The sequence below is a fragment of the Kitasatospora sp. SUK 42 genome (genome assembly GCF_015776785.2).
GTDB lineage: Bacteria > Actinomycetota > Actinomycetes > Streptomycetales > Streptomycetaceae > Kitasatospora.
Map to the genome: position 1 here is coordinate 534,635 of NZ_LFMD02000002.1, position 24,688 is coordinate 559,322.

General features: G+C 73.9%; 20 protein-coding genes. 6 read left to right on the forward strand and 14 right to left on the reverse strand.

Features of this window, described 5'->3' with window-relative positions; all coding sequences use genetic code 11:
- Window positions 1-2: 2 nt before the first annotated feature.
- Both RZ50_RS02240 and RZ50_RS02245 read right to left on the reverse strand, forming a co-directional pair.
- Window positions 3-1,430: a HAMP domain-containing sensor histidine kinase gene (locus tag RZ50_RS02240; protein ID WP_196947515.1), complete on the reverse strand. Its 1,428-nt coding sequence runs from the start codon at window positions 1,428-1,430 to the stop codon at window positions 3-5.
- A gap of 6 nt (window positions 1,431-1,436) precedes the next feature.
- Window positions 1,437-2,195 carry a response regulator transcription factor gene (locus RZ50_RS02245; RefSeq protein WP_196947514.1) on the reverse strand — a complete coding sequence of 253 codons (759 nt, stop codon included), beginning with the start codon at window positions 2,193-2,195 and terminating at the stop codon, window positions 1,437-1,439.
- A 379-nt stretch (window positions 2,196-2,574) separates the two neighbouring features.
- On the opposite strand from RZ50_RS02245, the gene RZ50_RS02250 reads away from it, so the two are divergent.
- From RZ50_RS02250 to RZ50_RS02270, 5 genes are all read left to right on the forward strand, one after another.
- Window positions 2,575-3,351, forward strand: a complete 777-nt coding sequence (locus RZ50_RS02250) for an amino acid ABC transporter ATP-binding protein (protein WP_196947513.1) — start codon at window positions 2,575-2,577, stop codon at window positions 3,349-3,351.
- A gap of 116 nt (window positions 3,352-3,467) precedes the next feature.
- Window positions 3,468-4,376 (forward strand): glutamate ABC transporter substrate-binding protein, encoded by a 909-nt coding sequence (locus RZ50_RS02255; RefSeq protein WP_196947512.1) that lies wholly within the window; start codon window positions 3,468-3,470, stop codon window positions 4,374-4,376.
- A 49-nt stretch (window positions 4,377-4,425) separates the two neighbouring features.
- On the forward strand, window positions 4,426-5,076 hold the full coding sequence (locus RZ50_RS02260; protein ID WP_196947511.1) for an amino acid ABC transporter permease: 651 nt from the start codon (window positions 4,426-4,428) through the stop codon (window positions 5,074-5,076).
- Window positions 5,073-5,921 carry an amino acid ABC transporter permease gene (locus tag RZ50_RS02265; RefSeq protein ID WP_196947510.1) on the forward strand — a complete coding sequence of 283 codons (849 nt, stop codon included), beginning with the start codon at window positions 5,073-5,075 and terminating at the stop codon, window positions 5,919-5,921. The genes RZ50_RS02260 and RZ50_RS02265 overlap by 4 nt, the downstream gene beginning before the upstream one ends.
- 122 nt (window positions 5,922-6,043) lie before the next feature.
- A complete protein-coding gene (locus RZ50_RS02270) occupies window positions 6,044-7,759 on the forward strand; it encodes an FAD-dependent monooxygenase (protein WP_196947509.1) in 1,716 nt (571 codons plus the stop codon).
- A gap of 72 nt (window positions 7,760-7,831) precedes the next feature.
- On the opposite strand, the gene rny is transcribed toward RZ50_RS02270, so the two are convergent.
- The 6 genes from rny to RZ50_RS02300 all read right to left on the reverse strand — a co-directional run bounded on the left by rny (window position 7,832) and on the right by RZ50_RS02300 (window position 14,966).
- Window positions 7,832-9,301: a ribonuclease Y gene (gene rny / locus RZ50_RS02275; RefSeq protein WP_196947508.1), complete on the reverse strand. Its 1,470-nt coding sequence runs from the start codon at window positions 9,299-9,301 to the stop codon at window positions 7,832-7,834.
- 132 nt (window positions 9,302-9,433) lie between these two features.
- A complete protein-coding gene (gene recX / locus RZ50_RS02280; protein ID WP_308271223.1) occupies window positions 9,434-10,351 on the reverse strand; it encodes a recombination regulator RecX in 918 nt (305 codons plus the stop codon).
- A 247-nt stretch (window positions 10,352-10,598) separates the two neighbouring features.
- A complete protein-coding gene (gene recA / locus RZ50_RS02285; RefSeq protein ID WP_196952115.1) occupies window positions 10,599-11,714 on the reverse strand; it encodes a recombinase RecA in 1,116 nt (371 codons plus the stop codon).
- A gap of 141 nt (window positions 11,715-11,855) precedes the next feature.
- Complete coding sequence (locus tag RZ50_RS02290; protein WP_196952129.1) at window positions 11,856-13,031, reverse strand: AI-2E family transporter; 1,176 nt, start codon at window positions 13,029-13,031, stop codon at window positions 11,856-11,858.
- A gap of 133 nt (window positions 13,032-13,164) precedes the next feature.
- Complete coding sequence (locus RZ50_RS02295) at window positions 13,165-13,359, reverse strand: DUF3046 domain-containing protein (RefSeq protein WP_196952116.1); 195 nt, start codon at window positions 13,357-13,359, stop codon at window positions 13,165-13,167.
- A 107-nt stretch (window positions 13,360-13,466) separates the two neighbouring features.
- Entirely contained in the window at window positions 13,467-14,966 is a 1,500-nt protein-coding gene (locus RZ50_RS02300) for a S8 family serine peptidase (RefSeq protein WP_196952117.1), read from the reverse strand.
- 224 nt (window positions 14,967-15,190) lie between these two features.
- On the opposite strand from RZ50_RS02300, the gene RZ50_RS02305 reads away from it, so the two are divergent.
- Complete coding sequence (locus RZ50_RS02305; protein ID WP_196952118.1) at window positions 15,191-19,969, forward strand: DEAD/DEAH box helicase; 4,779 nt, start codon at window positions 15,191-15,193, stop codon at window positions 19,967-19,969.
- Between the two features lie 81 nt (window positions 19,970-20,050).
- Here RZ50_RS02305 and RZ50_RS02310 read toward each other — a convergent pair whose 3' ends face one another.
- The 6 genes from RZ50_RS02310 to RZ50_RS02335 form a co-directional block, all read right to left on the reverse strand.
- The gene (locus RZ50_RS02310) at window positions 20,051-20,350 is read right to left on the reverse strand and encodes a hypothetical protein (protein WP_196952119.1); all 300 of its coding nucleotides are present in this window, start codon (window positions 20,348-20,350) and stop codon (window positions 20,051-20,053) included.
- A gap of 55 nt (window positions 20,351-20,405) precedes the next feature.
- Entirely contained in the window at window positions 20,406-20,774 is a 369-nt protein-coding gene (locus tag RZ50_RS02315; protein ID WP_030290911.1) for a helix-turn-helix domain-containing protein, read from the reverse strand.
- 312 nt (window positions 20,775-21,086) lie between these two features.
- A complete protein-coding gene (locus tag RZ50_RS02320) occupies window positions 21,087-21,548 on the reverse strand; it encodes a CinA family protein (RefSeq protein WP_196952130.1) in 462 nt (153 codons plus the stop codon).
- 38 nt (window positions 21,549-21,586) lie between these two features.
- Entirely contained in the window at window positions 21,587-22,225 is a 639-nt protein-coding gene (gene pgsA / locus RZ50_RS02325; RefSeq protein ID WP_196952120.1) for a CDP-diacylglycerol--glycerol-3-phosphate 3-phosphatidyltransferase, read from the reverse strand.
- Entirely contained in the window at window positions 22,222-23,712 is a 1,491-nt protein-coding gene (gene rimO / locus RZ50_RS02330) for a 30S ribosomal protein S12 methylthiotransferase RimO (RefSeq protein ID WP_196952121.1), read from the reverse strand. Before rimO ends, pgsA begins: the two co-directional genes overlap by 4 nt.
- 96 nt (window positions 23,713-23,808) lie before the next feature.
- The gene (locus RZ50_RS02335; protein ID WP_196952122.1) at window positions 23,809-24,669 is read right to left on the reverse strand and encodes a helix-turn-helix domain-containing protein; all 861 of its coding nucleotides are present in this window, start codon (window positions 24,667-24,669) and stop codon (window positions 23,809-23,811) included.
- Between the last annotated feature and the right edge of the window lie 19 nt (window positions 24,670-24,688).

Consider the following 24,688-nt stretch of genomic DNA (forward strand, 5'->3'; position numbering starts at 1 on the left):
CCCTAGGGCTTCACCGGCCGGGGCACGGCCAGGGTCACCGCGAGCCCGGTCGGCTTGACCGGGGCGAAGCCGAGCGAGCCGCCGCCGGCCGCCAGCAGGGTGCGGGCGATGGACAGGCCCAGCCCGGAGCCGTCCACGTTCTGGTGCCGCGGGCTGCGCCAGAACCGGTCGCCGGCCCGGGACAGCTCGTCCTCGGTCAGCCCCGGTCCGGCGTCGGTGACAGTGACCGCGACCTCGTCCCGGCGCACCGCGACCCGCAGCCGCACCTGGCTGCCGGACGGGCTGAACTTGAGCGCGTTGTCCAGCACGGCGTCCAGCGCGGAGCCGAAGCCGATCGGGTCCGCCATGCCGATCGCCATCGCGGGGCCGTCCCAGCGCAGCTCGATCCCGCGCTGCTCGGCGACCGGCCGCCAGGCGTCCACCCGGGCCAGGGTCAGCTGGGCGAGGTCGGTCTGCTCCGGTTCGGGGCGGGCGTGCTCGGCGGTGGCCAGCCCGAGCAGGTCGTCCAGCACCCGGGCCAGCCGGGCGCCCTCCTCCCGTACGCCGCTGAGCTCCTCCTCGTGGCCCTCGGGCAGCTCCAGGCCGAGCACCTCGACCCGTAGCAGCAGTGCCGACAGGGGGTTGCGCAGCTGGTGCGAGGCGTCCGCGACGAAGGCCTTCTGCTGGTCCATGGCGTGCACCACGTGGTCCGCCATCTCGTTGAACGACCTTGCCAGCCGCTGGAGTTCGGGCGGTCCTCCGCCGGGCGCGACCCGGGCGGCCATCCGGCCGGTGGCGATGTCGTGGGTGGCCCGGTCCAGGGTGCGCACCGCGCGCAGCACCCACTCGGTGAGCCGGACCGCCAGCAGGACGGCGACGATCATCGCGGCCGCCTCGCCGCCGGCGATCACCAGCCAGCTGTGCAGCACCCGGGCCCGCAGCGCCCCGGCCGGGGACTCGCTCAGCACCACCGCGACCACGTCGCCGTCGCGCACCACCGGGGCGGCGACGGTGATCGTGCGGTCCCCGGTCCACGGCCAGACCTGCGGCGGGTTGTGGCTGCGCCGCCCGTCCAGCGCCTCCTGGAAGGCCTGGGAGCCCCAGCCGGCGGCGGGCACCCGCCAGTCGGCGGGCGCGACGGAGATCGGCACCCCGTCGCGCTGGAAGATGCCCAGCCGCACGCCGTACAGCTCGTGGTAGCGCCGCACCTCGGCGTCGATCGCGTGCTGCCGGCTGAGGTCGCCGGGGGCGGGGTCCGGTTCGCCCTTGCGGGCGGAGTCGGCGGCGCCGGAGGTGGGCAGGTCCTGGGCGAAGCGGGCGGCGTCGTCGAGCCGGTCGACGACCACCCTGCTCTGCTCGGCCGCCGCGAACGCCGCCGCGAGCGGCAGCCCCAGGGCGGCCAGGACGCACAGCATGAGGGCGATCAGGATGCCGAGCAGGCGGGTGCGCACGTGCGGTCAGCGCTCCGCGGGGGCGGACGGGGCCGGGCCGGCCGCGGTGGACGTCGGGCAGTCGGGGATCAGGCGGTAGCCGACGCCGCGGACGGCCTCGACCAGGCCGGGCAGCGCGAGCTTGTTGCGCAGCGAGCCGATGTGCACCTCCAGGGTGCGGCCGTTGCCCTCCCAGCCGCTGCGCCAGACCTCGCTGAAGATCTGCTCGCGCCGGTAGACCACGCCCGGGCTCTGGGCGAGCAGCGCGAGCAGGTCGAACTCCTTGCGGGTGAGCGGCACGTCGCGGCCGTCCACGCTGACCCGGCGGCGCTCCCGGTCGATCCGGATGCCCCGGGACTCCAGCGGGCCGCGCTGCTGCGGCACGGTGTCGGGCGCGGGCACCGACACCGAGGACGGGGCGGCGCCGCGGCGGGCGACCGCGTGGATGCGGGCGAGCAGCTCACCCATGTCGTACGGCTTGGTGACGTAGTCGTCGGCGCCCAGGTTGAGGCCGTGGATCCGGGAGCGGATGTCGGCGCGGGCGGTCACCATGATCACCGGCACGCCGCTGCCGGCCCGGATCCGGCTGCACACCTCGAAGCCGTCGCGGTCGGGCAGCCCGAGGTCGAGCAGCACCACGCGGTACGGCTCGCTGCCGTCCGGCACCAGGGCGTCCAGCGCCTCGTGCCCGCTGCGGGCGTGCCGGACCTGGAAGCCGTGCCTGCCCAGCACCGCGACCAGCGCCGCGGCCACGCGTTCGTCGTCCTCGACGAGCAGTAGTCGCATCCTGTTCTCCTCCTCTCCCCCTTGGATCACGGGCCGATCGAACCAGGCCCGGTTCTGCGCAGTATGGGCCAGCGGGCGGCCGGGCGCCAGGTTCGACCGCGCACCGGTCTCGTGGGGGACGGGGAGCACCGGTGCGGATTCCCGCTGTGACATGCCCCGTCGACGCCCGCGCGAACAGTGCGTACGCGCCGTGTGGCCGTTTCGTGATCCTCAAGTTCCGCTCAGATCGGCTGACGGGGCACCGTCAGCACTCCTATGGTCGCCCCACCGGGGGCTGCGGCTCCGCCGGTCGCGGCTCCCGGATTCGTACCACCATTGCCGCCCAAGGGAGTTGAGACTTCTCGGGTAGGCACGATTCGACACAGAGGGAGCAGGCGCGATGACCGAGAGCCCGGTCGAGGACTCCACCCCCGCGGCCGCCGCCCCGCTGGTCGTGCTGGACAACGTCAACAAGCACTACGGCGCGCTGCACGTGCTGCAGGACATCGACCTCCGGATCACCCAGGGCGAGGTGGTCGTACTGATCGGCCCGTCCGGTTCGGGCAAGTCCACGCTGTGCCGGACGATCAACCGGCTGGAGACCATCGACTCCGGCACGATCACCGTCGACGGCCGCCCGCTGCCCGCCGAGGGCAAGGAGCTGGCCCGGCTGCGCGCCGAGGTCGGCATGGTGTTCCAGAGCTTCAACCTGTTCGCGCACAAGACCGTGCTGGAGAACGTGGTCATCGGCCAGGTCAAGGTGCGCAAGGTGCCCCGGCCGCAGGCCGAGCGGACCGCCCGGGAGCTGCTGGAGCGGGTCGGCGTCGGCGCGCAGGCGGACAAGTACCCGGCCCAGCTCTCCGGCGGGCAGCAGCAGCGCGTGGCGATCGCCCGGGCGCTGGCCATGAAGCCCAAGGTGATGCTCTTCGACGAGCCGACCTCGGCGCTGGACCCGGAGATGGTCAACGAGGTGCTGGAGGTCATGCGCCAGCTGGCCGCCGACGGCATGACGATGGTCGTGGTCACCCACGAGATGGGCTTCGCCCGCTCCGCCGCCAACCGCGTGCTGTTCATGGCCGACGGCCGGATCGTCGAGCAGAACACCCCGGACGCCTTCTTCACCGCGCCGCGCTCCGACCGCGCCAAGGACTTCCTCTCGAAGATCCTGCACCACTGACGCTTCGAGAACACGCGGGACCGGCCCGGCGACGGCGCCGGCCCGCCGCCCGTGCACGACTTCCAGACGTCAGAGCCCGGTTGACGCCGTGGCCCAGCCCCAGGAGAACACCCCTCATGAGGACTTCTCGCACCCTCGCCGTGGCGCTCTGTGCCGTCGCGCTCACCGCCACCGCCGCCTGCGGCAAGGACGGCACCCCCGGTGCCACCGCCGCGAGCAGCGGCGGCAGCGCCGCCCCGGCGCTGCCGAGCTACACGGTCAAGACCGACGTCAAGGTCGACTCCCCCGTCATAGCCGAGGCCAGGAAGCGCGGCCAGCTGATCATCGGCGCCAAGGCCGACCAGCCCAACCTCGGCTGGGAGGACGTCGCCAGCGGCGACCGCAGCGGTTTCGACATCGAGATCGCCAAGATGATCGCCGCCGACCTCGGCTTCACCCCGCAGCAGATCAAGTGGCAGACCCTGGTCTCCTCGCAGCGCGAGCCTGCCATCGCCAAGGGCCAGATCGACTTCTACGTCGGCACCTACAGCATCAACGACGAGCGCAAGAAGAGCGTCTCCTTCGCCGGCCCGTACTACATCGCCGGCCAGGACCTGCTGGTGAGGGCCGACAACACCTCGATCACCGGCCCGGAGAGCGTCGGCGGCAAGAACGTCTGCACCGCCACCGGCTCGACCTCGATCAAGAACATCCAGCAGTACAACCCGAAGATCACCCAGTTCGACACCTACTCGGCCTGCGTCGAGAAGCTGATGTCGAACGAGGTCGACGCGGTCACCACCGACGACGCGATCCTCAAGGGCTACGCCTCCAAGTACGCCCCCAAGCTCAGGGTGGTCGGCAAGCCGTTCACCAAGGAGAACTACGGCGTCGGCCTGAACAAGGACGACAAGGCGCTGCGGGACGCGATCAGCGACGCCCTCAAGGCCCACGAGGACAACGGCGACTGGAAGAAGGCCTACGACGCGACCCTGGGCCTGTCCGGCTCCCCCGCGCCGGAGGTTCCGGCCCTCGACCGCTACTGACCCACCACCGACCTCCCGTTCCGACCATCTGTGAGAGGAGGGCCGCCGGATGGGGTTCCTGTTCGAGCAGGACAACTTCGCGTTGTTCCGCGACGGCTTCCTGCAGACGATCGAGCTGAGCGCGCTCAGCGCCCTGCTCGCCCTGCTGCTGGGCACCCTGCTGGCGGCCTTCCGGGTCTCCCCGGTGCCGGTCCTGCGCGCCTTCGGCACCGCCTGGGTGACGCTGTTCCGCAACACCCCGCTGACCCTGCTGTTCTTCGCCGTCACCTTCGGCCTGCCGCCGCTCGGCGTGCACTTCAGCCACCTGGTCTTCGCGGTGCTGGCGCTCGGCGGGTACACCGCCTCGTTCGTCTGCGAGGTGATCCGCTCCGGCATCAACACCGTGCCGCTCGGCCAGGCGGAGGCCGCCCGCAGCCTGGGCATGACTTTCGGCCAGACCCTCACCCTGGTCGTCCTGCCGCAGGCCGCCCGGACCGTCCTGGCCCCGATGAGCAGCGTCTTCATCGCCCTGCCGAGGAACTCGGCGATCGCCGGCGCGTTCAGCGTCGGCGAGCTGTACAGCGCCCAGCAGACCTTCTCCGAACGCGGCTACTCGATCTTCGCGATCTTCTTCTGGGTGGCCTGCGCCTACCTGCTGATCAGCGCGACGGTCGCCACCTTCTTCCGCTTCCTGGAATCCCGACTGGCGGTGGTCCGATGAGTATTCTGAACCGCCCGGCCTCGGCCGGCGTCCTCTACGACGCCCCCGGCCCGAAGGCCCGCGCCCGCTACCGCCTGTTCGGCGTCCTCTCGGTGCTCGGCATCCTCGGACTCCTCTGGTACGTCTTCGCCGCGCTCGACGCCAACGGCCAGTTCGACCCGGACCTCTGGGACCCGTTCCAGTACAACTTCGTCCAGCAGATGATCCTGGACGGCCTGCTGGCCACCCTGAAGGCCTTCGGGCTGGCCGCGGCCTTCTCCCTCACCCTGGGCGCGCTGCTCGCGGCCGGCCAGCTCTCCGACCACAAGCCGGTCCGCTGGGCCTGCACCGGCATCGTCCAGTTCTTCCGGGCGATGCCCCTGCTGATCCTGATCGTCGCGCTCTACTACGCCTTCTTCGCCAAGCAGTCGATGTGGGCGCTGGTCATCGGCCTCACCCTCTACAACGGCGCCGTCCAGGCCGAGATCATCCGCAGCGGCGTCAACGCCGTCCCCCGCGGCCAGGGCGAGGCGGCGTACGCCATCGGAATGCGCAAGACCCAGGTGATGGCCTCCATCCTGGTGCCGCAGGCCGTCCGTTCGATGCTGCCCTCGATGATCGGCCAGCTGGTCGTCACCCTCAAGGACACCTCGCTCGGCCTGATCATCACCTACCAGGAGCTGCTGTTCGTCGGCAAGAAGATCGCCAGCCAGCCGATGAACGCCGCCGGTTTCCCCTACATCCCGGTGGTCCTCGTCATCGGCCCGATCTACATCGCCATGTGCCTGCTGCTGACCGCGCTCGCGCGGTGGATCGAAGCACGCGGCCGTCGCGGCGCGAACCGGCGCACTTCACCTGCTGCTTGACGGACACGCAGGCGAACTGTTGCATTGCTCTTCGTGACACGTCCCGGGAGCATCCACGCGGCATATGCGGCAGCGGTAACCGACGCCGGCCGGACGGCCGGTTCGTGCCCGGAGGTTCCGCGATGGACCCGGTGATCGTGGTCGGGGCCGGACCGGTCGGTCTGGCCCTGGCCCTCGCACTCGCCCGGCACGAGGTGCCGACCGTCGTCCTCGACGAGGGCTCCGGACTCTGCCCCGAGGGCCCGCGCAGCGTCGTGCTCGGGGCCGACACCACCGCCTTCCTGACCCGGATCGGCTACCCCCGGGCCGTCTCCGACTCGGCACTGTGGGACTCCTTCGCCATCTGGCGGCGCCGCCAGGAGGTGCTGCGGATCGACCTCACCGACTCCCCCACCTTCCACCTGCCCCAGCACCGCCTCCAGCGCGGCCTGCGCGACGCCCTGACCGGCACCCCGCTGGTCAGGCTGGTCCCGCTGAACCGGGTCGTCGAACTCGAACAGGACCGCGACGGCGTCAGCGTCCGCACCGTCGGCACCCAGGACGGCTCCACCACCTGGTGGCGCGGCAGCCACCTGGTCGGCTGCGACGGCGCCCGGTCCACCGTCCGCAAGGTGCTCCGGATCCGTTTCCCCGGCCGCCCCGCGGTCGACCGCAACGCCATCGCCACCGTCCGGGTCGACCTGCCCTTCGACGGCGCCCGGCTGCACCGCGAGCCCCCGTGGCGGGGCGACCGCGAGGCCTCCGCCCGCCCGCTCCCGGACGGCGTCTGGCGGCTCGACTGGCGGCTGCCCCCCGGACGGGGCTCCGCCACCGAGAACGTCGACCCGCACGCCACCTGGCCCGGCATCGTCACCGGCGACACCCTGCTCACCCGGGTCACCTCCACCCTCACCGGCTGGTGCGGCGAGCTCCCCCGCTACGAACTGCTGGCCGCCGCCGACCACACCGCCCAGCAGCGCCTCGCCGCCCGCTTCCGCAGCGGCCGCTGCTTCCTGGCCGGCGACGCCGCCCACCTGCACGGCGCCCTCGGGATGCAGAACCTCGCCGACGGGCTGCGCGACGCCGACAACCTCGCCTGGCGACTCGCCCTCGCCTGGCACCTCCACTCCGGCGGACCGCAGCCCGGCGGCTCGCTGCTGGACGGCTACGAGGCCGAGCGGCGCGGCGCGGTCGGCGCCCGGCTGCGCGCCGTCGACCAGTCCATGCCGCTGCTGCGCCCGCTGCGCGGCTGGCAGCAGACCCGGCGCTCGCTGCTGGTCGGAGGCTTCCGCAAGCACGCCCCGCTGCTCTCCGACGGCCAGCTGGGCACCGGCCGCTTCGGCGGCGCCCCCGCCTACCCGGCCGCGCCCTCCGGCGTCCCGGGCAGGGTGCCGGTGCAGCGCGGCACGCGCGGCACCACCTCGCTCAGCGAACTGCTGCCCGCCACCGCCCCCGGCGTCCTCGTCCCGGACCTGCCGGTGCTCACCACCGACGGCGCCCCGGACCACCTGCACTCCCGGCTCGGCGCCACCTTCCTGCTGCTGCTGGTCGCCCCCGGCACCGCCGTCTGGTCCTCCGAGCACTGGCTGGGCGCCGGGCTGATGCCCCGGCTCGCCGAGGTCGCCGCCGCGCTGCCGGTGCCGGCCGAGGTGCTGGTCACCGAGGAGTACCCGGGCGCCGGGCCGCACACCGTGCTGCTGATCCGGCCGGACGGGCACCTGGTCGGCGTCACCCAGGGCGCCGCCGCCGAGGACCTGCTGCTGCTCGCCGACCGGGCCCGCGGCGGCCCGGCCCCGATCACCGGCACGGCCGAACCGGAGCCGCAGCCCGCCCGGCAGCAGGTGGAGCCCAGCGCCTGAGGCCCGGCCCCGGCTCGGCCTGAGATCGGCCTAGCCCTAACTCGGCCCAGCCCTGGCTCGGCCGGCCTCGGCTCAGCCCGCCACCGCCGTCGCCCGGCTCTCCCGGACCACGGTCACCCGGATCTGGCCCGGGTAGGTCAGCTCCGCGGAGACCTGCCGGGCCACCTCACGGGCGATCAGCTCCGCTCCGAGGTCGTCCACCGCGTCCGGCCGCACCATCACCCGCACCTCGCGCCCGGCCTGCATCGCGTACACCTCGGCGACCCCCGCGTGCGAGCGCGCGATCTCCTCCAACCGGGCCAGCCGCCGCACGTACACCTCCAGCGACTCCTTGCGCGCCCCGGGCCGCCCGCCCGAGCAGGCGTCCGCCGCCTGGGTCAGCACCGCCGTCACGGTACGGGGCTCCACCTCGCCGTGGTGCGCGGCGATCGCGTGCACCACCTCCGGGGACTCGCCGTGCCGCCGGGCGAAGTCCGCGCCGATCGCCGCGTGGCTGCCCTCGACCTCATGGGTGAGCGCCTTGCCGATGTCGTGCAGCAGCGCCGCCCGGCGCACCGGCTCCGGGTCCACCCCCAGTTCGGCGGCCATCATCCCGGCCAGGTGCGCGGACTCCAGCAGGTGACCGAGAACGTTCTGCCCGTACGAGACCCGGTAGCGCAGGGAGCCCAGGGTGCGGACGAGTTCGGGGTGCATCCCGCCGACCCGGGCGTCCAGCAGGGCGTCCTCGCCGGCCCGGACGCAGCGCTGCTCGACCTCCGTCCGGCTGCGCTCGTGGACGTGCTCGATCCGGGTCGGGTGGATCCGGCCGTCCTCGACCAGCTGCTCCAGGGTGAGCCGGGCGGTCTCCCGGCGGACCGGGTCGAAGCAGGAGAGCTGCACCGAGGCCGGGGTGTCGTCGATGATCAGGTTGACCCCGGTGACCGTCTCGAAGGCGCGGATGTTGCGGCCCTCCCGGCCGATGATCCGGCCCTTCATGTCCTCGCCCGGCAGCCGGAAGACGGTGACGGCGGTCTCCGCGGTCTGCTCCGAAGCCAACCGCTGGATCGCCCCGGCGATGATGTCCCGGGCGCGGCGCTCGCCCTCCGCCCGGGCCTCGCGCTCGATCTCCCGGACCGCGACCGCGACCTCCCGGCGGGCCGAGTCCTCGGCCTCGCGCAGGAGTTGGGCGTGCGCCTGTTCTGCGGAGAGTCCTGCCGCGCGCTCCAGCTCGGCCGCGCGGCGGACCACCAGCGCCTCGGCCTCACCCCGGGATCGCTCCAACTCGGCCGAGCGCACGGCCAGTTCGTCCTCCCGCTGGTGCAGCCGACGCAACTCCTCGGCCAGTTGCTCCTCGCGCCGGGCGAGTTCGGCCCGCTCCCGGCCGACCTGCTCCTCGGCCCGCCCGCGAACCCGCTCGGCCTCGGTGAGCGCCTGCCGCCGGGCCGCCTGCAACCGTCTGATCACCAGCACGGCGAGCGCCGCGAGCACCAGCAGGACGGCCACGGTCGAACCGACGATCGACACCAGGGAGTCACCCGCGCCGGTGCCCGCCGAGAAACTCATGCCGCCCCACTCCCCGTTTTGCGCGCGGGCCGCCGTCCGGAAGCGCCCCCGCACTGAGTGCGAGGCTAGGGCCGGGTCACGGGAGGGTCAAGACTCGCCCTGGTCCGGACCAAGAAGCGTACGGAACTGCCACTACTCCCACTCGGTTCCCGCCGGTTCGTCGGCCTCCTCCTCCAGCGCGCCGCGCACCACCCGGAAGGCCAGGCCCTCGGAGTAGCCGCGCCGGGCCAGCATGCCGACCAGCCGCCGGGTGCGGACCTGTGGGTCCAGCCCCCGGGTGGAGCGCAGCTTGCGCTCCACCAGCGCCCGGGCCGCCTCCGCCTCGTCGTCGTGGTCGAGCTGGGCGACGGCCTGCTCGACCAGGTCGGCGGCCACACCCTTGGTGCGCAGTTCCTGGGCCAGCGCCCGCCGGGACAGGCCCCGGACGGCGTGCCGGGACTCCACCCAGGCCGCGGCGAAGGCCGCGTCGTCGATCAGTCCGACCTCTTCGAGCCGGGTGAGCACCTCGTCGGCGACGTCCTCCGGGATCTCCCGCTTGCGCAGCGCGTCGGCCAGCTGCTTGCGGGTCTTGGCGGCACCGGTCAGCAGCCGCAGGCAGATGTCCCGGGCGCGGGTCTCCGGATCCGTCTGCTCCTCGGCGCGCCCGCGGGACGTACGGGCGGCGCTCTCGAACTCGCCCGAGCACTCCTCGCCCGACGCCTCCTCGCCCGGCGGGCGCTCGGTCGAGCGCCCCCCGCTCCGGCGGCTCCGGCGCGCGCCGCCGGCGGCGGGGCGGCGGCGCGAGGCGGCCGCCCCGCCGCGACCGGCCGTCTCGGCCCCGCGCCGGCCGGCCCCGAGTCGGTCGACCCCGAGTCGGTCGCCCTCCATGGACGCGGTGTCGTCCGCGGCGGCGTGGAACTCCTCGGCGTCGAACTCCTCGGCCGCCAGCGCCGAGCGGCGCCGACGGCGGCCGATGGGCAGCTCGGAGGCGGAGACCAGCCCGAGCGCCTCGACCGAGACCTCCGCCGGCTGCTCCCGCTCCGGAGCCGGTTCGGGCGCCGCACCGCGCACCGCCCGAACCGGGGCCCCGTCGGACTCCGGCTCCGGGCCGGATGCCCACTGCGAGGCGGACGCGCGCTCCCGTCGCCCCGCACGGGCCCGTGACCGCGACCGCGGCCCGGCCGCCGACGCCCGAGGCTCCGGCTCCCGGCCGGGAGCGGGCTCCTCCGCGACCGCGGCGAACCAGTCCGGCGGGCCGAAGTCGTCATCCTCGGGGCCCGCCGGGCCGCCGCCCACCCTGTCGTGCTGCGTCAACGGCTCAGGCCTTGGCAGCCGCCGTCTTCTTCGCCGCGGCCGTCTTGGTGGCGGTCGCGGTGATCGGCTTGGCCGCGCCGTCGGCAGCGGCGGCGTCCGCCTCGCCGTCAGCCGGCTCCTCGGTCTTCGGGCCGATGCCGAGCTTGCCCTTGATCTTCCGCTCGATCTCGTCGGCGAGCTGCGGGTTGTCCCGCAGGAAGTTGCGGGCGTTCTCCTTGCCCTGGCCGAGCTGGTCGCCCTCGTAGGTGTACCAGGCGCCGGACTTGCGGATGAAGCCGTGCTCGACGCCCATGTCGATCAGGCCGCCCTCGCGGCTGATGCCGATGCCGTAGAGGATGTCGAACTCGGCCTGCTTGAACGGCGCGGCGACCTTGTTCTTGACGACCTTGACCCGGGTGCGGTTGCCGACCGCCTCGGTGCCGTCCTTCAGGGTCTCGATCCGGCGGATGTCCAGTCGGACCGAGGCGTAGAACTTCAGCGCCCGGCCACCGGTCGTGGTCTCCGGCGAGCCGAACATCACACCGATCTTCTCGCGCAGCTGGTTGATGAAGATCGCGGTGGTGTTCGACTGGTTCAGCGCACCGGCGATCTTGCGCAGCGCCTGGCTCATCAGTCGGGCCTGGAGGCCGACGTGCGAGTCGCCCATCTCGCCCTCGATCTCGGCGCGCGGGACGAGCGCGGCGACCGAGTCGATGATCACCAGGTCGATCGCGCCGGAGCGGATCAGCATGTCGGTGATCTCCAGGGCCTGCTCACCGGTGTCCGGCTGGCTGACCAGCAGGGCGTCGGTGTCCACGCCGAGCTTCTTGGCGTACTCCGGGTCGAGCGCGTGCTCCGCGTCGACGAAGGCGACCGTGCCTCCGGCCTTCTGGGCGTTGGCCGCCAGGTGCAAGGTCAGGGTGGTCTTACCGGAGGACTCGGGGCCGTAGATCTCGATCACCCGGCCGCGCGGGATGCCGCCGACCCCGAGGGCGACGTCCAGGGCGGTCGACCCGGTGGAGATCACCTCGACCGGCTCGTTGGCCTTCTCGCCGAGGCGCATCACCGAGCCCTTGCCGAACTGTCGCTCGATCTGGGCGAGAGCGGTCTCCAGGGCCTTCTCGCGATCCGTACCTGCCATGGCTTTTTCCCTCGGGTTCTGTGCTGTGCGCTTCATCGTCATCGACGCTAGCGCGTCCCACTGACAAACGAGCCCCACCGGGCTCAGCCTGTGGAGAACTCCTCGCCGGAGAGTACAAAGAACATCTGTTCGATTCAAGCGTCACACGTTCGTACGACTGTCGTCCCCCTCCGGCTCCCGCTCCCGCGCACCGTCGCCGCCGACCATCCGCCGCAGCCGCCGGGCCGCCTCCCGGCGCAGCTCACGACGGGCGCGGCGCTGCTCGCCCCGGTCGATCCGCGGGTCGGTGGCCACCTCGTAGCGCCGCACGTACGTCCCGACGAAGCCCTGCAGGGTGGCCGCCGCCGGGATCGCGATCAGCGCACCCACCGCGCCGAGCAGCGCCGCGCCCGCGATCACCGCCCCGAAGGCCACCGCCGGGTGCACGTCCACCGTGCGCGCGGTGATCCTCGGCTGCAGCAGGTAGTTCTCGATCTGCTGGTAGACCACCACGAAGACCAGCACCCAGAGCGCGTCCACCGGGTCCACGGTCAGCGCCACCAGCACCGGCACCGCCCCGGCCAGGTACGTCCCGATGGTGGGCACGAACTGCGACATGACGCCGACCCAGACCGCCAGCGCCGCCGAGTACGGCAGGTCGAGCAGCGCGAACATCACCCAGTGCCCGGCCGCCGACACCACCGCGAGCAGCGCCCGGGAGTACAGGTAGCCGCCGGTCTTGGCCAGCGCGATCTCCCAGGCCCGCAGCACCTCGGCCTGCTTGGCGGGCGGCAGCATCGAGCAGACCGTCCGGCGGACCCGCGGGCCCTCGGCGGTGAAGTAGAAGGTGAACAGCCCGACCGTGAAGGCCTGGAAGAGGCCGCCGATCACGGTGGAGGAGACGCCCCAGACGTTGTCGGCGGCCTGCTGGACGTAGCTCTCGATGGTGCCGGAGTCCTTGAGCAGCCGCTGTTGCAGCTCGCCCAGCGAGAGGTTCTGATGGAAGGTCTGGTTCACCCAGTTGATCAGATTGTCGACCAGGTGTGGCAGATCCCCGGCGATCTTCGCCACCTGGTCCACCAGCACGGTCCCGAGCGCCGCGAGGAAGCCGACCGCCGACACCCCGACCGCGACGAACACCAGGAAGGTGCCCACCCCGCGGCGCACCCCGCGCGCCGCCATCCGGTCCACGGCCGGCTCCAGCGCCAGCGACAGGAAGAAGGCCACCAGCAGCATCACGAACAGGTCGATCAACTGCCGGAAGGCCCAGTCCGCGAGCTGGAACAGCCCCACCAGCACCAGGAACAGCACCATCGCCCGGGGCAGCCAGCGCGGCATCCCCCCGCCGTTCCCGCGCCCGTCGTCGGCGATCCGCACCGATCCGTCCGAATTCTCCGGTTCGGAGCTGTTCGTATTCTTCTGTCCCGTACTGTCTGTCACTCGAACAGTCTGGCCCATCCACCGGACGGGCTCAGCGCAGTTGCGCGGAAACCCCCTGGGTCTCGCAGACCACCCGCCAGACGTCCTTGGCCTCCCAGCCCGCGTCCAGCGCCTGGCGCACCGTCCGCCCGCCCAGCTCGCTCATCACGTGGTCGGACGCGAAGGACTCCGCGTACGCCTCGCCGAAGTGCGCGTACATCCGTCGCCAGAACTCGGTCAGCCTCATGGCCCCAGTATCCCGGACCCCGCACCGGCTCCCCCGGCCAGCCACTCCCCGGCCGTCAGCGCGTACTCGACCTCGCCCCACTCCGCCCCCACGCCGAACCGCCCCCCTCAGCGGGGCACCACCAGCAACCCCGCACCGAAGTACTGCCGGTCCCCGCACGCGCGCACCCCCGACGCACAGGCCCCCGACGCCGCACCCGCCAGCAGCCCCGCGAGCCCGTCCGACCCGAGGTCCGGGTGGAGCGCCGCGGCCACCGCGACCGCCCCGGTGACGTGCGCCGCCGCCATCGAGGTCCCGGCCAGCGCCGCGTACTGCCCCCCGGGCCAGTCGGAGACGATCGCCCCCTGCACCCCGCCGTCCGGGTCGCCGCCCGGAGCGGCCAGCGACACCCGCCCGCGTCCGTAGTTGGAGTAGGCGGACGGACGGCCGTCCCGGTTGACGGCGGTGACGGTGACGACCCCGGGCAGCTCGCCGGGGAGGCGGACGCACTCGGTGCCCAGGTAGCGGGTGCGGGCCGGTCCGGAGACCCGGTCGTTGGGGCTGCGCTCGTCGGTCCGGGAGGCGCCGAGGTCCTGCCCGTCGTTGCCGGCCGAGGCGACCACCACCGCGCCCTTGCGCCGGGCGTACGCGGTGGCCCGGCCGACGGCGGCGATCAGCGCCGCCTGGTCGCGGTCCTCGGGGCAGTTGTACTTCCACGGGTCGGCGAAGTAGCTGTTGTTGATCGCCTTGGCCCCGTGGTCGGCCGCCCAGAGCATGCCGCAGACGATGTTCTCCACGTAGTACTGCCCCAGCGGTCCGAGCAGCCGGACGGCGGCGATCCGCACGCCGGGCGCCACCCCGGTGACGCCGTGTCCGTCCCGGCCGGCGCCGACGATCCCGGCGACATGGGTGCCGTGACCGCTCTCCCCCACCCCGGGGTCGGGCCGCCAGGAGCCGGTCCGGGCGTCCGGCCGGCCGTCCGCGCAGGAGGCCGAGGCCTTCGGGTCGACGGCCGCCCGCAGGTCCGGGTGGGTGTCGTCCACGCCCGAGTCCAGCACCGCGACCAGCACCTGGTGCAGCGCCTCCGCGCCCGGCACGCTCCTGGCGACGACGCCGGCCGGCCCCGGGGCGGCGCCGAGCATGGCGAGGTTCCAGGCCCCGCCCTCCGCGGGGTCGGGCACCGTGACGGTCCCGCCGCTCCGCCCGTCCGAGCTCGTGCGCGCCGCCCCCGCCGTGAAGTCCCCGGCGCCCTCGACCGCCCTCGGCGGCCCGACCACCGGAGCGGTCCGGGTCGCACCCACGGCGGCGATCCCCGGCCTGGCCCGGGCCCTGTCCGCGAAACCGCCGGTCGCGTACGCCAGCACCGCCCCGATCTGCGGGTACTCCTGCACCACCTGCCCGCCCGCCGCCAGGCTCGCCGCCTCGGCCCGGGCGGTGCCCGCGGCGTCCTCCTGCTCGGCCAGCACCAGGTAGCTGAGGTAGGCCCGCCCGGGCCCCGACACGTACGGCACGGCGCCGCCGGCCACGAGGGCGGTGAGCAGCATCGCGAGCAGCGTCCGGGCGGGCCCGCGGAGCCCGCGGCGGCGGACCGTACGGGCGGGACTGCCGGACTGGTGCTGCTGCGCCATCCCACGGTCTCCGCTCGTCGGTCCGATGAGGTCACGGTCATCCGGTCGCACGGTCATCCGGTGCACGGCCGTCCGGTGCACGGTCCAGCCGGCCACACGGTCGTACAGCCTTGATCAGGCATCCGTTTCCTCACCATATGAGCCGACTGTCATTCCCGCCCTCCCGGTTACACCCCTCGTCAGCCCCGCCCCCGCTTGTCAGCCCCACCCGGCACCATGGGGGCATGGCGCCCCAGCACCCCACCCCGCCCGCCGAAGACCCCCTGGCCGGATTCGCCCCGGCCACCCGGGCCTGGTTCACGGGTGCCTTCCCCGCCCCCACCACCGCCCAGGCCGAGGCCTGGCGCGCCATCGGCCGGGAGACCGACGTCCTGGTGGTCGCCCCCACCGGCTCCGGCAAGACGCTCGCCGCCTTCCTCTCCGCCCTGGACCGGCTCAGCAGCACCCCGCCCCCGGCCGAACCCAAGCGCCGCTGCCGGGTGCTCTACGTCTCCCCGCTCAAGGCCCTCGCGGTGGACGTCGAACGGAACCTCCGCGCCCCGCTGACCGGCCTGCGCCAGGCCGCCGTCCGGCTCGGCCTGCCCGAGCCCGAGGTCCAGGTCGCCATCCGCTCCGGCGACACCCCCGCCGCCGACCGCCGCCGCTTCGCCACCCACCCGCCGGACATCCTGATCACCACCCCCGAGTCGCTCTTCCTGCTGCTCACCTCCGCCTCCCGGGAGGCGCTGCGCGGCGTGGACACGGTGATCCTGGACGAGGTGCACGCCGTCGCCGGCACCAAGCGCGGCGCCCACCTCGCGCTCAGCCTGGAGCGGCTGGACGAACTGCTGGACCGCCCGGCCCGCCGGATCGGCCTGTCCGCGACCGTCCGCCCGGTCGAGGAGGTGGCACGCTTCCTCAGCCCGCAGCGCGGCGCCGTCGTCGTCCAGCCCGCCGCCGCCAAGGAGTTCGACCTCTCGGTGGTCGTCCCCGTCCCCGACCTGGACGACCTGCCCGCCGCCCCTGCCGCCGGCGGCTCCGCCGGCAGCGACCCGCAGCGCCAAGCGTCGATCTGGCCGCACGTCGAGGAACGGATCGTCGACCTGGTCGAGGCGCACCGCTCGACCATCGTCTTCGCCAACTCCCGCCGGCTGGCCGAGCGCCTGTGCAACCGGCTGAACGAGATCGCCTTCGAGCGCGCCACCGGCGCCGCCGTCCCCGAGGCGCACGCCCCGGCCGAGCTGATGGGCGGCTCGGGCGCGGCCAAGGGCGCGCCCCCGGTGATCGCCCGGGCCCACCACGGCTCCGTCTCCAAGGAGCAGCGCTCCCTCGTCGAGGAGGAGTTGAAGGCCGGCCGGCTGCCCGCCGTGGTCGCCACCTCCAGCCTGGAGCTGGGCATCGACATGGGCGCGGTGGAGCTCGTCGTCCAGGTCGAGTCCCCGCCCTCGGTCGCCTCCGGACTGCAGCGGGTCGGCCGGGCCGGGCACCAGGTCGGCGCCGTCTCCACCGGCATCTTCTTCCCCAAGTACCGGGGCGACCTCGTGCAGTCCGCCGTGGTCACCGAGCGGATGCGGGCCGGCCGGATCGAGGCGCTGCGCATCCCGCGCAACCCGCTGGACGTGCTCGCCCAGCAGCTGGTCGCGATGACCGCCCTGGACGACTGGCCGGTGGACGACCTGATCGCCGTGGTCCGCCGCGCCGCGCCCTTCGCCACCCTCCCGCAGTCCGCCTTCGACGCCGTGCTCGACATGCTGGCCGGCCGCTACCCCTCGGACGCCTTCGCCGAGTTGCGCCCCCGGGTGGTCTGGGACCGGGTGGCCGGCACGGTCACCGGCCGCCCCGGCGCCCAGCGCCTGGCCGTCACCTCCGGCGGCACCATCCCCGACCGCGGCCTGTTCGGCGTCTTCATCGCCGGCAGCACCGAGTCCGATTCGACGACCGGCAAGAAGGGCGGTGGTGGGCGACGGGTGGGCGAGCTCGACGAGGAGATGGTCTACGAGTCCCGCGTCGGCGACGTGTTCACCCTCGGCACCACCTCCTGGCGGATCGAGGAGATCACCCACGACAAGGTGCTGGTCACCCCCGCCCCCGGCGTCCCCGGCCGGCTGCCGTTCTGGAAGGGCGACACCCTCGGCCGCCCGCTCGAACTCGGCCGCGCCCTGGGCGCGTTCACCCGCGAGCTGGGCGGCATGCGCCCCGACGCCGCCACCGAGCGCCTCAAGCAGGCCGGCCTGGACGACTGGGCCGCCGCCAACCTGCTCGACTACCTCGCCCAGCAGCGCGCCGCCTGCGGGCACCTCCCGGACGACCGCACCATCGTGGTCGAGCGCTTCCGGGACGAACTGGGCGACTGGCGGATCGTCATCCACTCGCCCTTCGGCGCCCAGGTGCACGCCCCCTGGGCGCTCGCCCTCGGCGCCCGGCTGCGCGAGAAGCACGGCCTGGACCCGCAGGTCATGCACGCCGACGACGGCATCGTGCTGCGCCTGCCCGACGCGGACCTCCTCGCCCCCGACTTCGACTTCGGCAGCCCCTCCGGCTTCGGCGGCCCCTCCGATCCCGCCGGTTCGGCTCCGGACGAGGCCCCGGTCGGCGCCGACGCCACGCTGTTCGACCCGGGCGAGATCGAACAGCTGGTCACCGACCAGGTCGGCGGCTCCGCCCTGTTCGCCTCCCGCTTCCGCGAGTGCGCCGGCCGCGCCCTGCTGCTCCCCCGCCGCAGCCCCGGCCGCCGCACCCCGCTCTGGCAGCAGCGCCAGCGCGCCGCCCAGCTCCTCGAAGTCGCCTCCGAGTACGGCTCGTTCCCGATCGTCCTGGAGGCCGTCCGCGAGTGCCTGCAGGACGTCTTCGACGTCCCCGGCCTGGTCGAGCTGATGGGCGACCTCGAATCCCGCGCCGTCCGCCTGGTCGAGGTCACCACCCCCGAGCCCTCCCCCTTCGCCCGCTCGCTGCTCTTCGGCTACGTCGCCCAGTTCCTCTACGAGGGCGACTCCCCGCTCGCCGAGCGCCGGGCCGCCGCGCTCTCGCTCGACTCCCGGCTGCTCTCCGAGCTCCTCGGGCAGGCCGAGTTGAGCGAACTGCTCGACCCTCAGGTGCTCACCGACCTGGAGGCCGAGCTCCAACGCCTCACCCCCGAGCGCCGGATCAGGGACGCCGAGGGCGTCGCCGACGCGCTGCGCCTGCTCGGCCCGCTCACCGAGGCCGAGTTGACCGCCCGCGGCGCCGAGCCGCTCTGGGCCCTGGAGCTGGAGGCCGCCCGCCGGGTGATCCAGGTCAGGATCGCGGGCGAGCAGCGCTGGGCCGCGATCGAGGACGCCGGGCGGCTGCGCGACGCGCTCGGCACCCCGCTGCCGGTCGGCGTCCCCGAGGCCTTCACCGAACCGGTCAAGGACCCGCTGGGCGACCTGCTCGCCCGGCACGCCCGCACCCACGGCCCGTTCACCGCCGCCGAGGCCGGCGCCCGCTACGGGCTGGGCACCGCCGTGGTCACCGGCACCCTGCACCGCCTCACCGCCGCCGGCCGCCTGGTGCAGGGCCAGTTCACCCCACCCGTCGCCCGCCACCACCCTTCGCCGGAAGCGCTTCGCGCCGCCCCTCCCGACCACGCCGCCCCCGAATGGTGCGACGCCGAGGTGCTGCGCCGGCTGCGCCGCCGCTCGCTGGCCGCGCTGCGCCAGGAGGTCGAGCCCGTCCCCCCGCGCGCCCTGGCCGCCTTCCTCCCGCAGTGGCAGCACCTGGCCGGCCACCGGCTGCGCGGCCCGGACGGCCTGCTGCGGGTGGTCGAGCAGCTCCAGGGCACCGCCCTGCCCGCCTCGGCCCTGGAGAAGCTGATCCTCCCGGCCCGGCTCGCCGACTACTCCCCCGGCCTGCTGGACGAGTTGACGGCCGCCGGCGAGATCGGCTGGTGCGGCGCGGGCGCGCTGCCCGGCAAGGACGGCTGGCTCAGCCTGCACCTGACCGAGAACGCCCACCTGCTGCGCCCCGAGCCCGTCCCGCCCGCACTCACCCCGGTGCACACCGCCCTGATGCAGGCACTGGCCGGCGGCTACGGCCTGTTCTTCCGCCAACTCGTCCAGCAGTTGCCGGAGGAGACCCCCGAGCCGGAGGTCGTCGAGGCGCTCTGGGACCTGGTCTGGGCCGGGTACGTCACCAACGACACCCTCGCTCCGCTGCGCGCCCTGCTCGGCTCCGGCCGCACCGCGGGCGCCACCGCCCACCGCGCGCCCCGGGCCACCCCACGGGGCCGCTACGGCGGCGCCGGCCGCCCCTTCGGCCGGCCCGGCGGCGCGCTGCGCAGCGGCCCGCCGACGGTGGCCGGGCGCTGGTCGCTGCTGCCCGCCTTCGCCGCCGACCCGACGGTACGGGCCACCGCCCAGGCGCAGAGCCTGCTGGACCGGCACGGCCTGCTCACCCGGGGCACGGTGGCGGCCGAACGGGTCCCCGGCGGCTTCGCCGGGGTCTACCGGGTGCTCGCCGCGATGGAGGAGCGCGGCCGGGCCCGCCGGGGCTACTTCGTCGAGGGCCTGGGCGGCGCCCAGTTCGCCATGGAGGGCGCGGCCGACCGGCTGCGCTCGGTCAACGGCAGGCTGGAGCGGGCCCGCGGCACCGAGTGGCCGGCCGCCCCGGCCGCCGAGCCGCCGCAACTACTGGTGCTGGCCGCCGCCGATCCGGCGAACGCCTACGGTGCCGCCCTGCCCTGGCCCGAGCCGCCCACCACCCCGGGCGCCAAGGAGTCCAGGGCCCACCGGCCGGGCCGCAAGGCGGGCGCCCTGGTGGTCCTGGTGGACGGCGAGCTGGCGCTGTACGTGGAGCGGGGCGGCAAGTCCCTGCTGGCCTGGCCGGAGGACGCGGCCACCCGGGCGCTGGCCGCCGGGGCGCTCGCCGAGGCCGTCCGGGCGGGCGCGCTCGGCAGCGTGACGGTCGAGCGGGCCAACGGCGAGCCCGCCCTGGGTTCGGAGCTCGGCCGCACCCTGGAGGAGGCCGGCTTCCACGCGACCCCGCGCGGCCTTCGCCTGCGGCCGTGAGCCGGTGAGGGCCACTGGGAGCTGCCCGGGAACGCCGGAGGCCGCGAGGTCAACGACCCCGCGGCCTCCGGCCACATCGATTCACCCGATCGGTGGCGGCTGCGCCTCCGCCCGGCCCACGGCCTCCACGGGCCGGCTCCGACGCCGCACCGGCCCGGTCGCGTTCCGGTCGGCGTGGACCGGGATGAGACCGAGCCCCCAGCCGCCGGCCGCCAGCAACCCGAGCACCGCGCCGTCGCCCAGCTGACCGCGCACCGCCGGCAACCAGCAGCAGAGCCCGGCCGCGAGGACCAGCAGGGCCCACCAGGCCCGCCACGGCAGCAACCGCCGCGCCCGCAGCCGTATTCGGGCCACCGTGCGCACCGTCGCGATTCTCCGCACGACCGCCCTCCTTCGCTCACCCCGGGCGTCGGGCGCCCGGGAGTCGAGGCCGGGATCAGGCGGCGACCACGTCCATCGCGGCGGCCTTGGGCGACATGTTCGCCCGGTCGGCGCCGGGGGCGGGCAGCGGAACCGGTTCGAGTACCGGCCTCAGCAGATCACCTTCGGAGAGGGTGGCCATCGCCGCAAGTTCGGCGAGCGACAGTTCGTCGCTGACCTCGCGCATGACCTCGGACATCCGGACGTCGAGTGCGTCGCAGATGGCGGAGAGCAGCTCCGAGGAGGCCTCCTTCTGTCCCCGCTCGACCTCGGAGAGGTACCCGAGCGAAACCCTGGCGGCCGCCGACACCTCGCGGAGTGTGCGGCCCTGGCGCTGGCGCTGCCGACGCAGTACATCGCCCAGTAGGCGACGGAGCAGGATCATCGGTGCCTCCCTCCTCGGACTGCGGATCGAGATGTCACGCCCCCACCGTACCGCCTTGCCCGCTTCGCGTGCGGGGACCCTGGTCGTGTTCACTCTGGGCTGCAAGGCCGTCCCCCTCCCTGTTCCGGTGTCGCACCCGGTTCTGCGGGCCCCTCGTGGTACCCGCCGCGGCCCACCCGGCCACCCTGGCGCAACTCGTTCGCCACCTGGTTTCTGCCCAACCAGGCCGTTGGATGTAACACGATCCTCCAGCTGTGCCATACCCGGGTGCCGGTCCGGCGGATCCCGGTGCTCGATCGGGATCCGTCGAGCCTAGCCCTTGAGCCGGTCGACGAGCAGTTCCAGTGCGGCTGTCACCGCCCCGTGACGGATTGTGGCACGCCCTCCCGACAGCCGGGGCGAACTGACCAGAGTTCCCCCCGGGCCGGCCACCGCCAGGTGTACGGTGCCCACCGACTGCCCGTCCTGCGGCTCCGGACCGGCCACCCCGGTCGTCGCGAGTCCGTACGTGGCCCCCAGCAGCCCGCGCACGCCCTCGGCCATCTGCCGGGCGACCACCGGGTGGACCGGGCCGTACACGGCCAGCAGTCCCTCGTCCACGCCGAGCACCGAGGCCTTGAGCTCGGTCGCGTACGCGGTGACCGAGCCGCGGAAGGTCGCGGACGCCCCGGGGACGTCCACCAGGGCGGCGGCCAGCAGCCCGCCGGTGAGCGACTCGGCGACGGCCAGCGTGCCGCCCGCGTCCCGCAGCGCGGCGTGCGCCCGCTCGGCCAGCCGGTAGTCGTGCTCCGCCACCCGGTCTCCCCCGTCGCTCACCGGTCCGCGCGCTCCGCGGCCATGCCCTCGCGGCGCAGTCGCAGCGCCTGTCCGACGTAGTCCAGCGCGGTGCCGACGGTCAGCAGCACCGCCAGCCCCATCAGGACCGCCCGCCCGGTGGCCAGCCAGCCGGTCAGGTCCAGCACGTACATGCCGACCGCGATGCCCTGGGTCAGCGTCTTGATCTTGCCGCCGCGGCTGGCCGGGATGACCCCGTAGCGGATCACCCAGAAGCGCATCAGGGTGATGCCGAGCTCGCGGGCCAGGATCACCACGGTGACCCACCAGGGCAGGTCGCCGAGCACCGAGAGGCCGATCAGCGCCGAGCCCATGATGGCCTTGTCGGCGATCGGGTCGGCGATCTTCCCGAAGTCGGTGACCAGGCCCTTGCGGCGGGCGAGTTCACCGTCGAACAGGTCGGTGATCATCGCGATCGCGAACGAGGCCCAGGCGACCGAGCGCCACTTGGGGTTGTGGCCGCCGTCGGCGAACAGCAGCGCCACGAAGACCGGCACCAGCAGCAACCGGACCATCGTGAGCACGTTGGCGATGTTCCAGACGTCCGGAGCCGGCGGCACGGCGGCCGCCGGTCTGCCCGGCTGGGCCGCGATCGGGGCGCCGGGCCCCTTGGTCATTCCCCGGCTCCCGGGGCCTGACGGACCCGTACCTGCTCCAGCGCCTCGGCGACCAGGTCCACGCCCTCGCTGGCCACCACGCGGGCCCGCCAGAACTGCCCGACCTCGGGCTGCTCGACCCCGGTCAGGGTGGTCAGGCCGTCGGTCTCGGGGGCCTGGTGGGCGGAGCGGCCCTCGACCACGTCGTCCTCGATCGACTCGATCAGCACCTCGACCTCGGTGCCGATCCGCTGCTCGGCCCGCTGGGCGGTCATCTCCTCGGCCAGTCGGCTCAGCCGGCTCAGCCGCTCGGCGACGACGTCCTCGGGCAGCTTGCCCTCGTAGGTCGCGGCCTCGGTGCCCTCCTCGTCGGAGTAGCCGAAGACGCCGATCGCGTCCAGCCCGGCGTGCGTGACGAAGCGCTCCAGCTCGGCGAAGTCCTCCTCGGTCTCACCGGGGAAGCCGACGATGAAGTTGGACCGGGCGCCGGCCTGCGGGGCCTTGTCGCGGATGGTCCCCAGCAGCTCCAGGAACTGGTCGGTGGAGCCGAAGCGGCGCATCCGGCGCAGCACGGCGGGCGCCGAGTGCTGGAAGGACAGGTCGAAGTAGGGCACCACGTCGGCGGTCCCGGTCATCGCGTCGATCAGGCCCGGGCGCATCTCGGCCGGCTGGAGGTAGGAGACCCGCACCCGCTCGACGCCCTCGATCGCGGAGATCTCGCCGAGCAGCGTCTCCAGCAGCCGGATGTCGCCGAGGTCCTTGCCGTACGAGGTGTTGTTCTCGCTGACCAGGACGACCTCGCGGACGCCCTGCCCGGCCAGCCACTGGGCCTCGTGCAGCACGTCGGAGGGGCGGCGGGAGATGAAGGAACCGCGGAAGGCCGGGATGGCGCAGAAGGAGCAGCGGCGGTCGCAGCCGGAGGCGAGCTTGACCGAGGCGACCGGGCTGTCGTCCAGCCGCTTGCGCAGGGTGCGCGGGCCGGAGGCCGGGGCGAGGCCCTCGGGCAGGTCGGTGATCGGCTCGGCGGCGGCCTCGGCGCCGTGGCCGGGCAGCGCGACGGCCTCGGCGGCGGACTGCCGCTCGGCCGGGCTGATCGGCAGCAGCTTGCGGCGGTCGCGCGGGATGTGCGGGGCGTGGTGGCCGCCGGAGAGGATGGTCTGGAGGCGGTCGGAGATGTCCGAGTAGTCGTCGAAGCCGAGGACTCCGTCCGCCTCGGGCAGCGCGTCGGCGAGCTCCTTGCCGTACCGCTCGGCCATGCAGCCGACCGCGACGACGGCCTGGGTGCGGCCGTGCCCCTTCAGGTCGTTGGCCTCCAGCAGGGCGTCCACGGAGTCCTTCTTGGCGGCCTCGACGAAGCCGCAGGTGTTGACGACGGCGACGTCCGCTTCGGCGGCGTCGTCGACGAGCAACCAGCCGTCGGCTTCCAGTCGCCCGGCGAGTTCCTCGGAGTCCACCTCGTTGCGGGCGCATCCGAGCGTGACAAGGGCGACAGTACGGCGTTCAGGCATAGGCCCAAGATTAACGCGCGGCTTCCGGTGCCGTTCGCCCCGGAGGCCGCGCGCCTCGGATTAGCCGATCTTCGCCGGTGCCCGCGGGCCGTCCGGTCAGCCAGCCTGCGGGTCTCCGGGGGTGTACGTGACGTGCACCACTTGGCCGTCCTTGCCCAGGAGACCGAGGTCCTTGCCGTTGACGTACGCGTGCACGGCCCCGCCGTTGCCGAGCACCAGCTTGATCTGCTTGGGGTCGGTGAAGGTCTGGTCCTGGCCGTCGCTGATGTTGTTCTGGAACAGCGACTTGCCGTTGCCGTCCATCGCGGAGACCCAGCTGGTGCCCTGGGCGACCAGCTTCACGGTGACCTTGTCGGCCGGGACGGCGGCGATCGCCGCGGCGCTCGGCACGGGGGCCGGCGGCTGGACGGTCGGCGTGACCGGGGCGACGGAACCGGTGCCGGAGCCGCTGGGCAGCGGCGCGCTGGCGGAGCCGGTGGTGCCGTGGCCGTCCTTGCCGCTCATCAGATTGAAGCCGATCAGCGCGACCACCGCGATGATCGCGGCGACCATGGCCGCCGCCCAGTTCGGACGGCCGCGGCCGGGCACCTTGATCGGGCCGCTGTCGATCAGCTGGGTGGCCGGGCGCTTGGAGGCGGGCGGACCGCCGTGCGCGGCGTCGTACCGGGCGATCAGCGCCTCGCCGTCCACGCCGACCGTGCGGGCGATCAGGCGGATGTTCCCGCGGGCGTAGAAGTCACCGCCGCAGCGGTCGAAGTCGTCCTCCTCGATGGCATGGACGATCGGCACCCGCACCCGGGTGGCGGTACTCACCTGGTCCACCGTGAGTCCCGCCTCGATCCGGGCGGCGGACAGCACCCGGCCGATGCTCGGGGCATCGGCCGCCTGCACCGCGTCGTCGGTCGGCTCGGCGGACGACGGGGCGTTCTCGCGGTCGGAGGACTTGCCGATGGTCACGGGGCACGCCTTTCGAGCG

Excerpts from the sequence above, each read along its gene's own strand:
- RZ50_RS02245 (WP_196947514.1), bottom strand. The coding sequence starts at position 2,195 with ATGCGACTACTGCTCGTCGAGGACGACGAACGCGTGGCCGCGGCGCTG.
- RZ50_RS02250 (WP_196947513.1), top strand. The coding sequence starts at position 2,575 with ATGACCGAGAGCCCGGTCGAGGACTCCACCCCCGCGGCCGCCGCCCCG.
- RZ50_RS02255 (WP_196947512.1), top strand. The coding sequence starts at position 3,468 with ATGAGGACTTCTCGCACCCTCGCCGTGGCGCTCTGTGCCGTCGCGCTC.
- RZ50_RS02260 (WP_196947511.1), top strand. The coding sequence starts at position 4,426 with ATGGGGTTCCTGTTCGAGCAGGACAACTTCGCGTTGTTCCGCGACGGC.
- RZ50_RS02265 (WP_196947510.1), top strand. The coding sequence starts at position 5,073 with ATGAGTATTCTGAACCGCCCGGCCTCGGCCGGCGTCCTCTACGACGCC.
- RZ50_RS02270 (WP_196947509.1), top strand. The coding sequence starts at position 6,044 with ATGGACCCGGTGATCGTGGTCGGGGCCGGACCGGTCGGTCTGGCCCTG.
- rny (WP_196947508.1), bottom strand. The coding sequence starts at position 9,301 with ATGAGTTTCTCGGCGGGCACCGGCGCGGGTGACTCCCTGGTGTCGATC.
- recA (WP_196952115.1), bottom strand. The coding sequence starts at position 11,714 with ATGGCAGGTACGGATCGCGAGAAGGCCCTGGAGACCGCTCTCGCCCAG.
- RZ50_RS02290 (WP_196952129.1), bottom strand. The coding sequence starts at position 13,031 with ATGCCGCGCTGGCTGCCCCGGGCGATGGTGCTGTTCCTGGTGCTGGTG.
- RZ50_RS02295 (WP_196952116.1), bottom strand. The coding sequence starts at position 13,359 with ATGAGGCTGACCGAGTTCTGGCGACGGATGTACGCGCACTTCGGCGAG.
- RZ50_RS02300 (WP_196952117.1), bottom strand. The coding sequence starts at position 14,966 with ATGGCGCAGCAGCACCAGTCCGGCAGTCCCGCCCGTACGGTCCGCCGC.
- RZ50_RS02305 (WP_196952118.1), top strand. The coding sequence starts at position 15,191 with ATGGCGCCCCAGCACCCCACCCCGCCCGCCGAAGACCCCCTGGCCGGA.
- RZ50_RS02315 (WP_030290911.1), bottom strand. The coding sequence starts at position 20,774 with ATGATCCTGCTCCGTCGCCTACTGGGCGATGTACTGCGTCGGCAGCGC.
- pgsA (WP_196952120.1), bottom strand. The coding sequence starts at position 22,225 with ATGACCAAGGGGCCCGGCGCCCCGATCGCGGCCCAGCCGGGCAGACCG.
- rimO (WP_196952121.1), bottom strand. The coding sequence starts at position 23,712 with ATGCCTGAACGCCGTACTGTCGCCCTTGTCACGCTCGGATGCGCCCGC.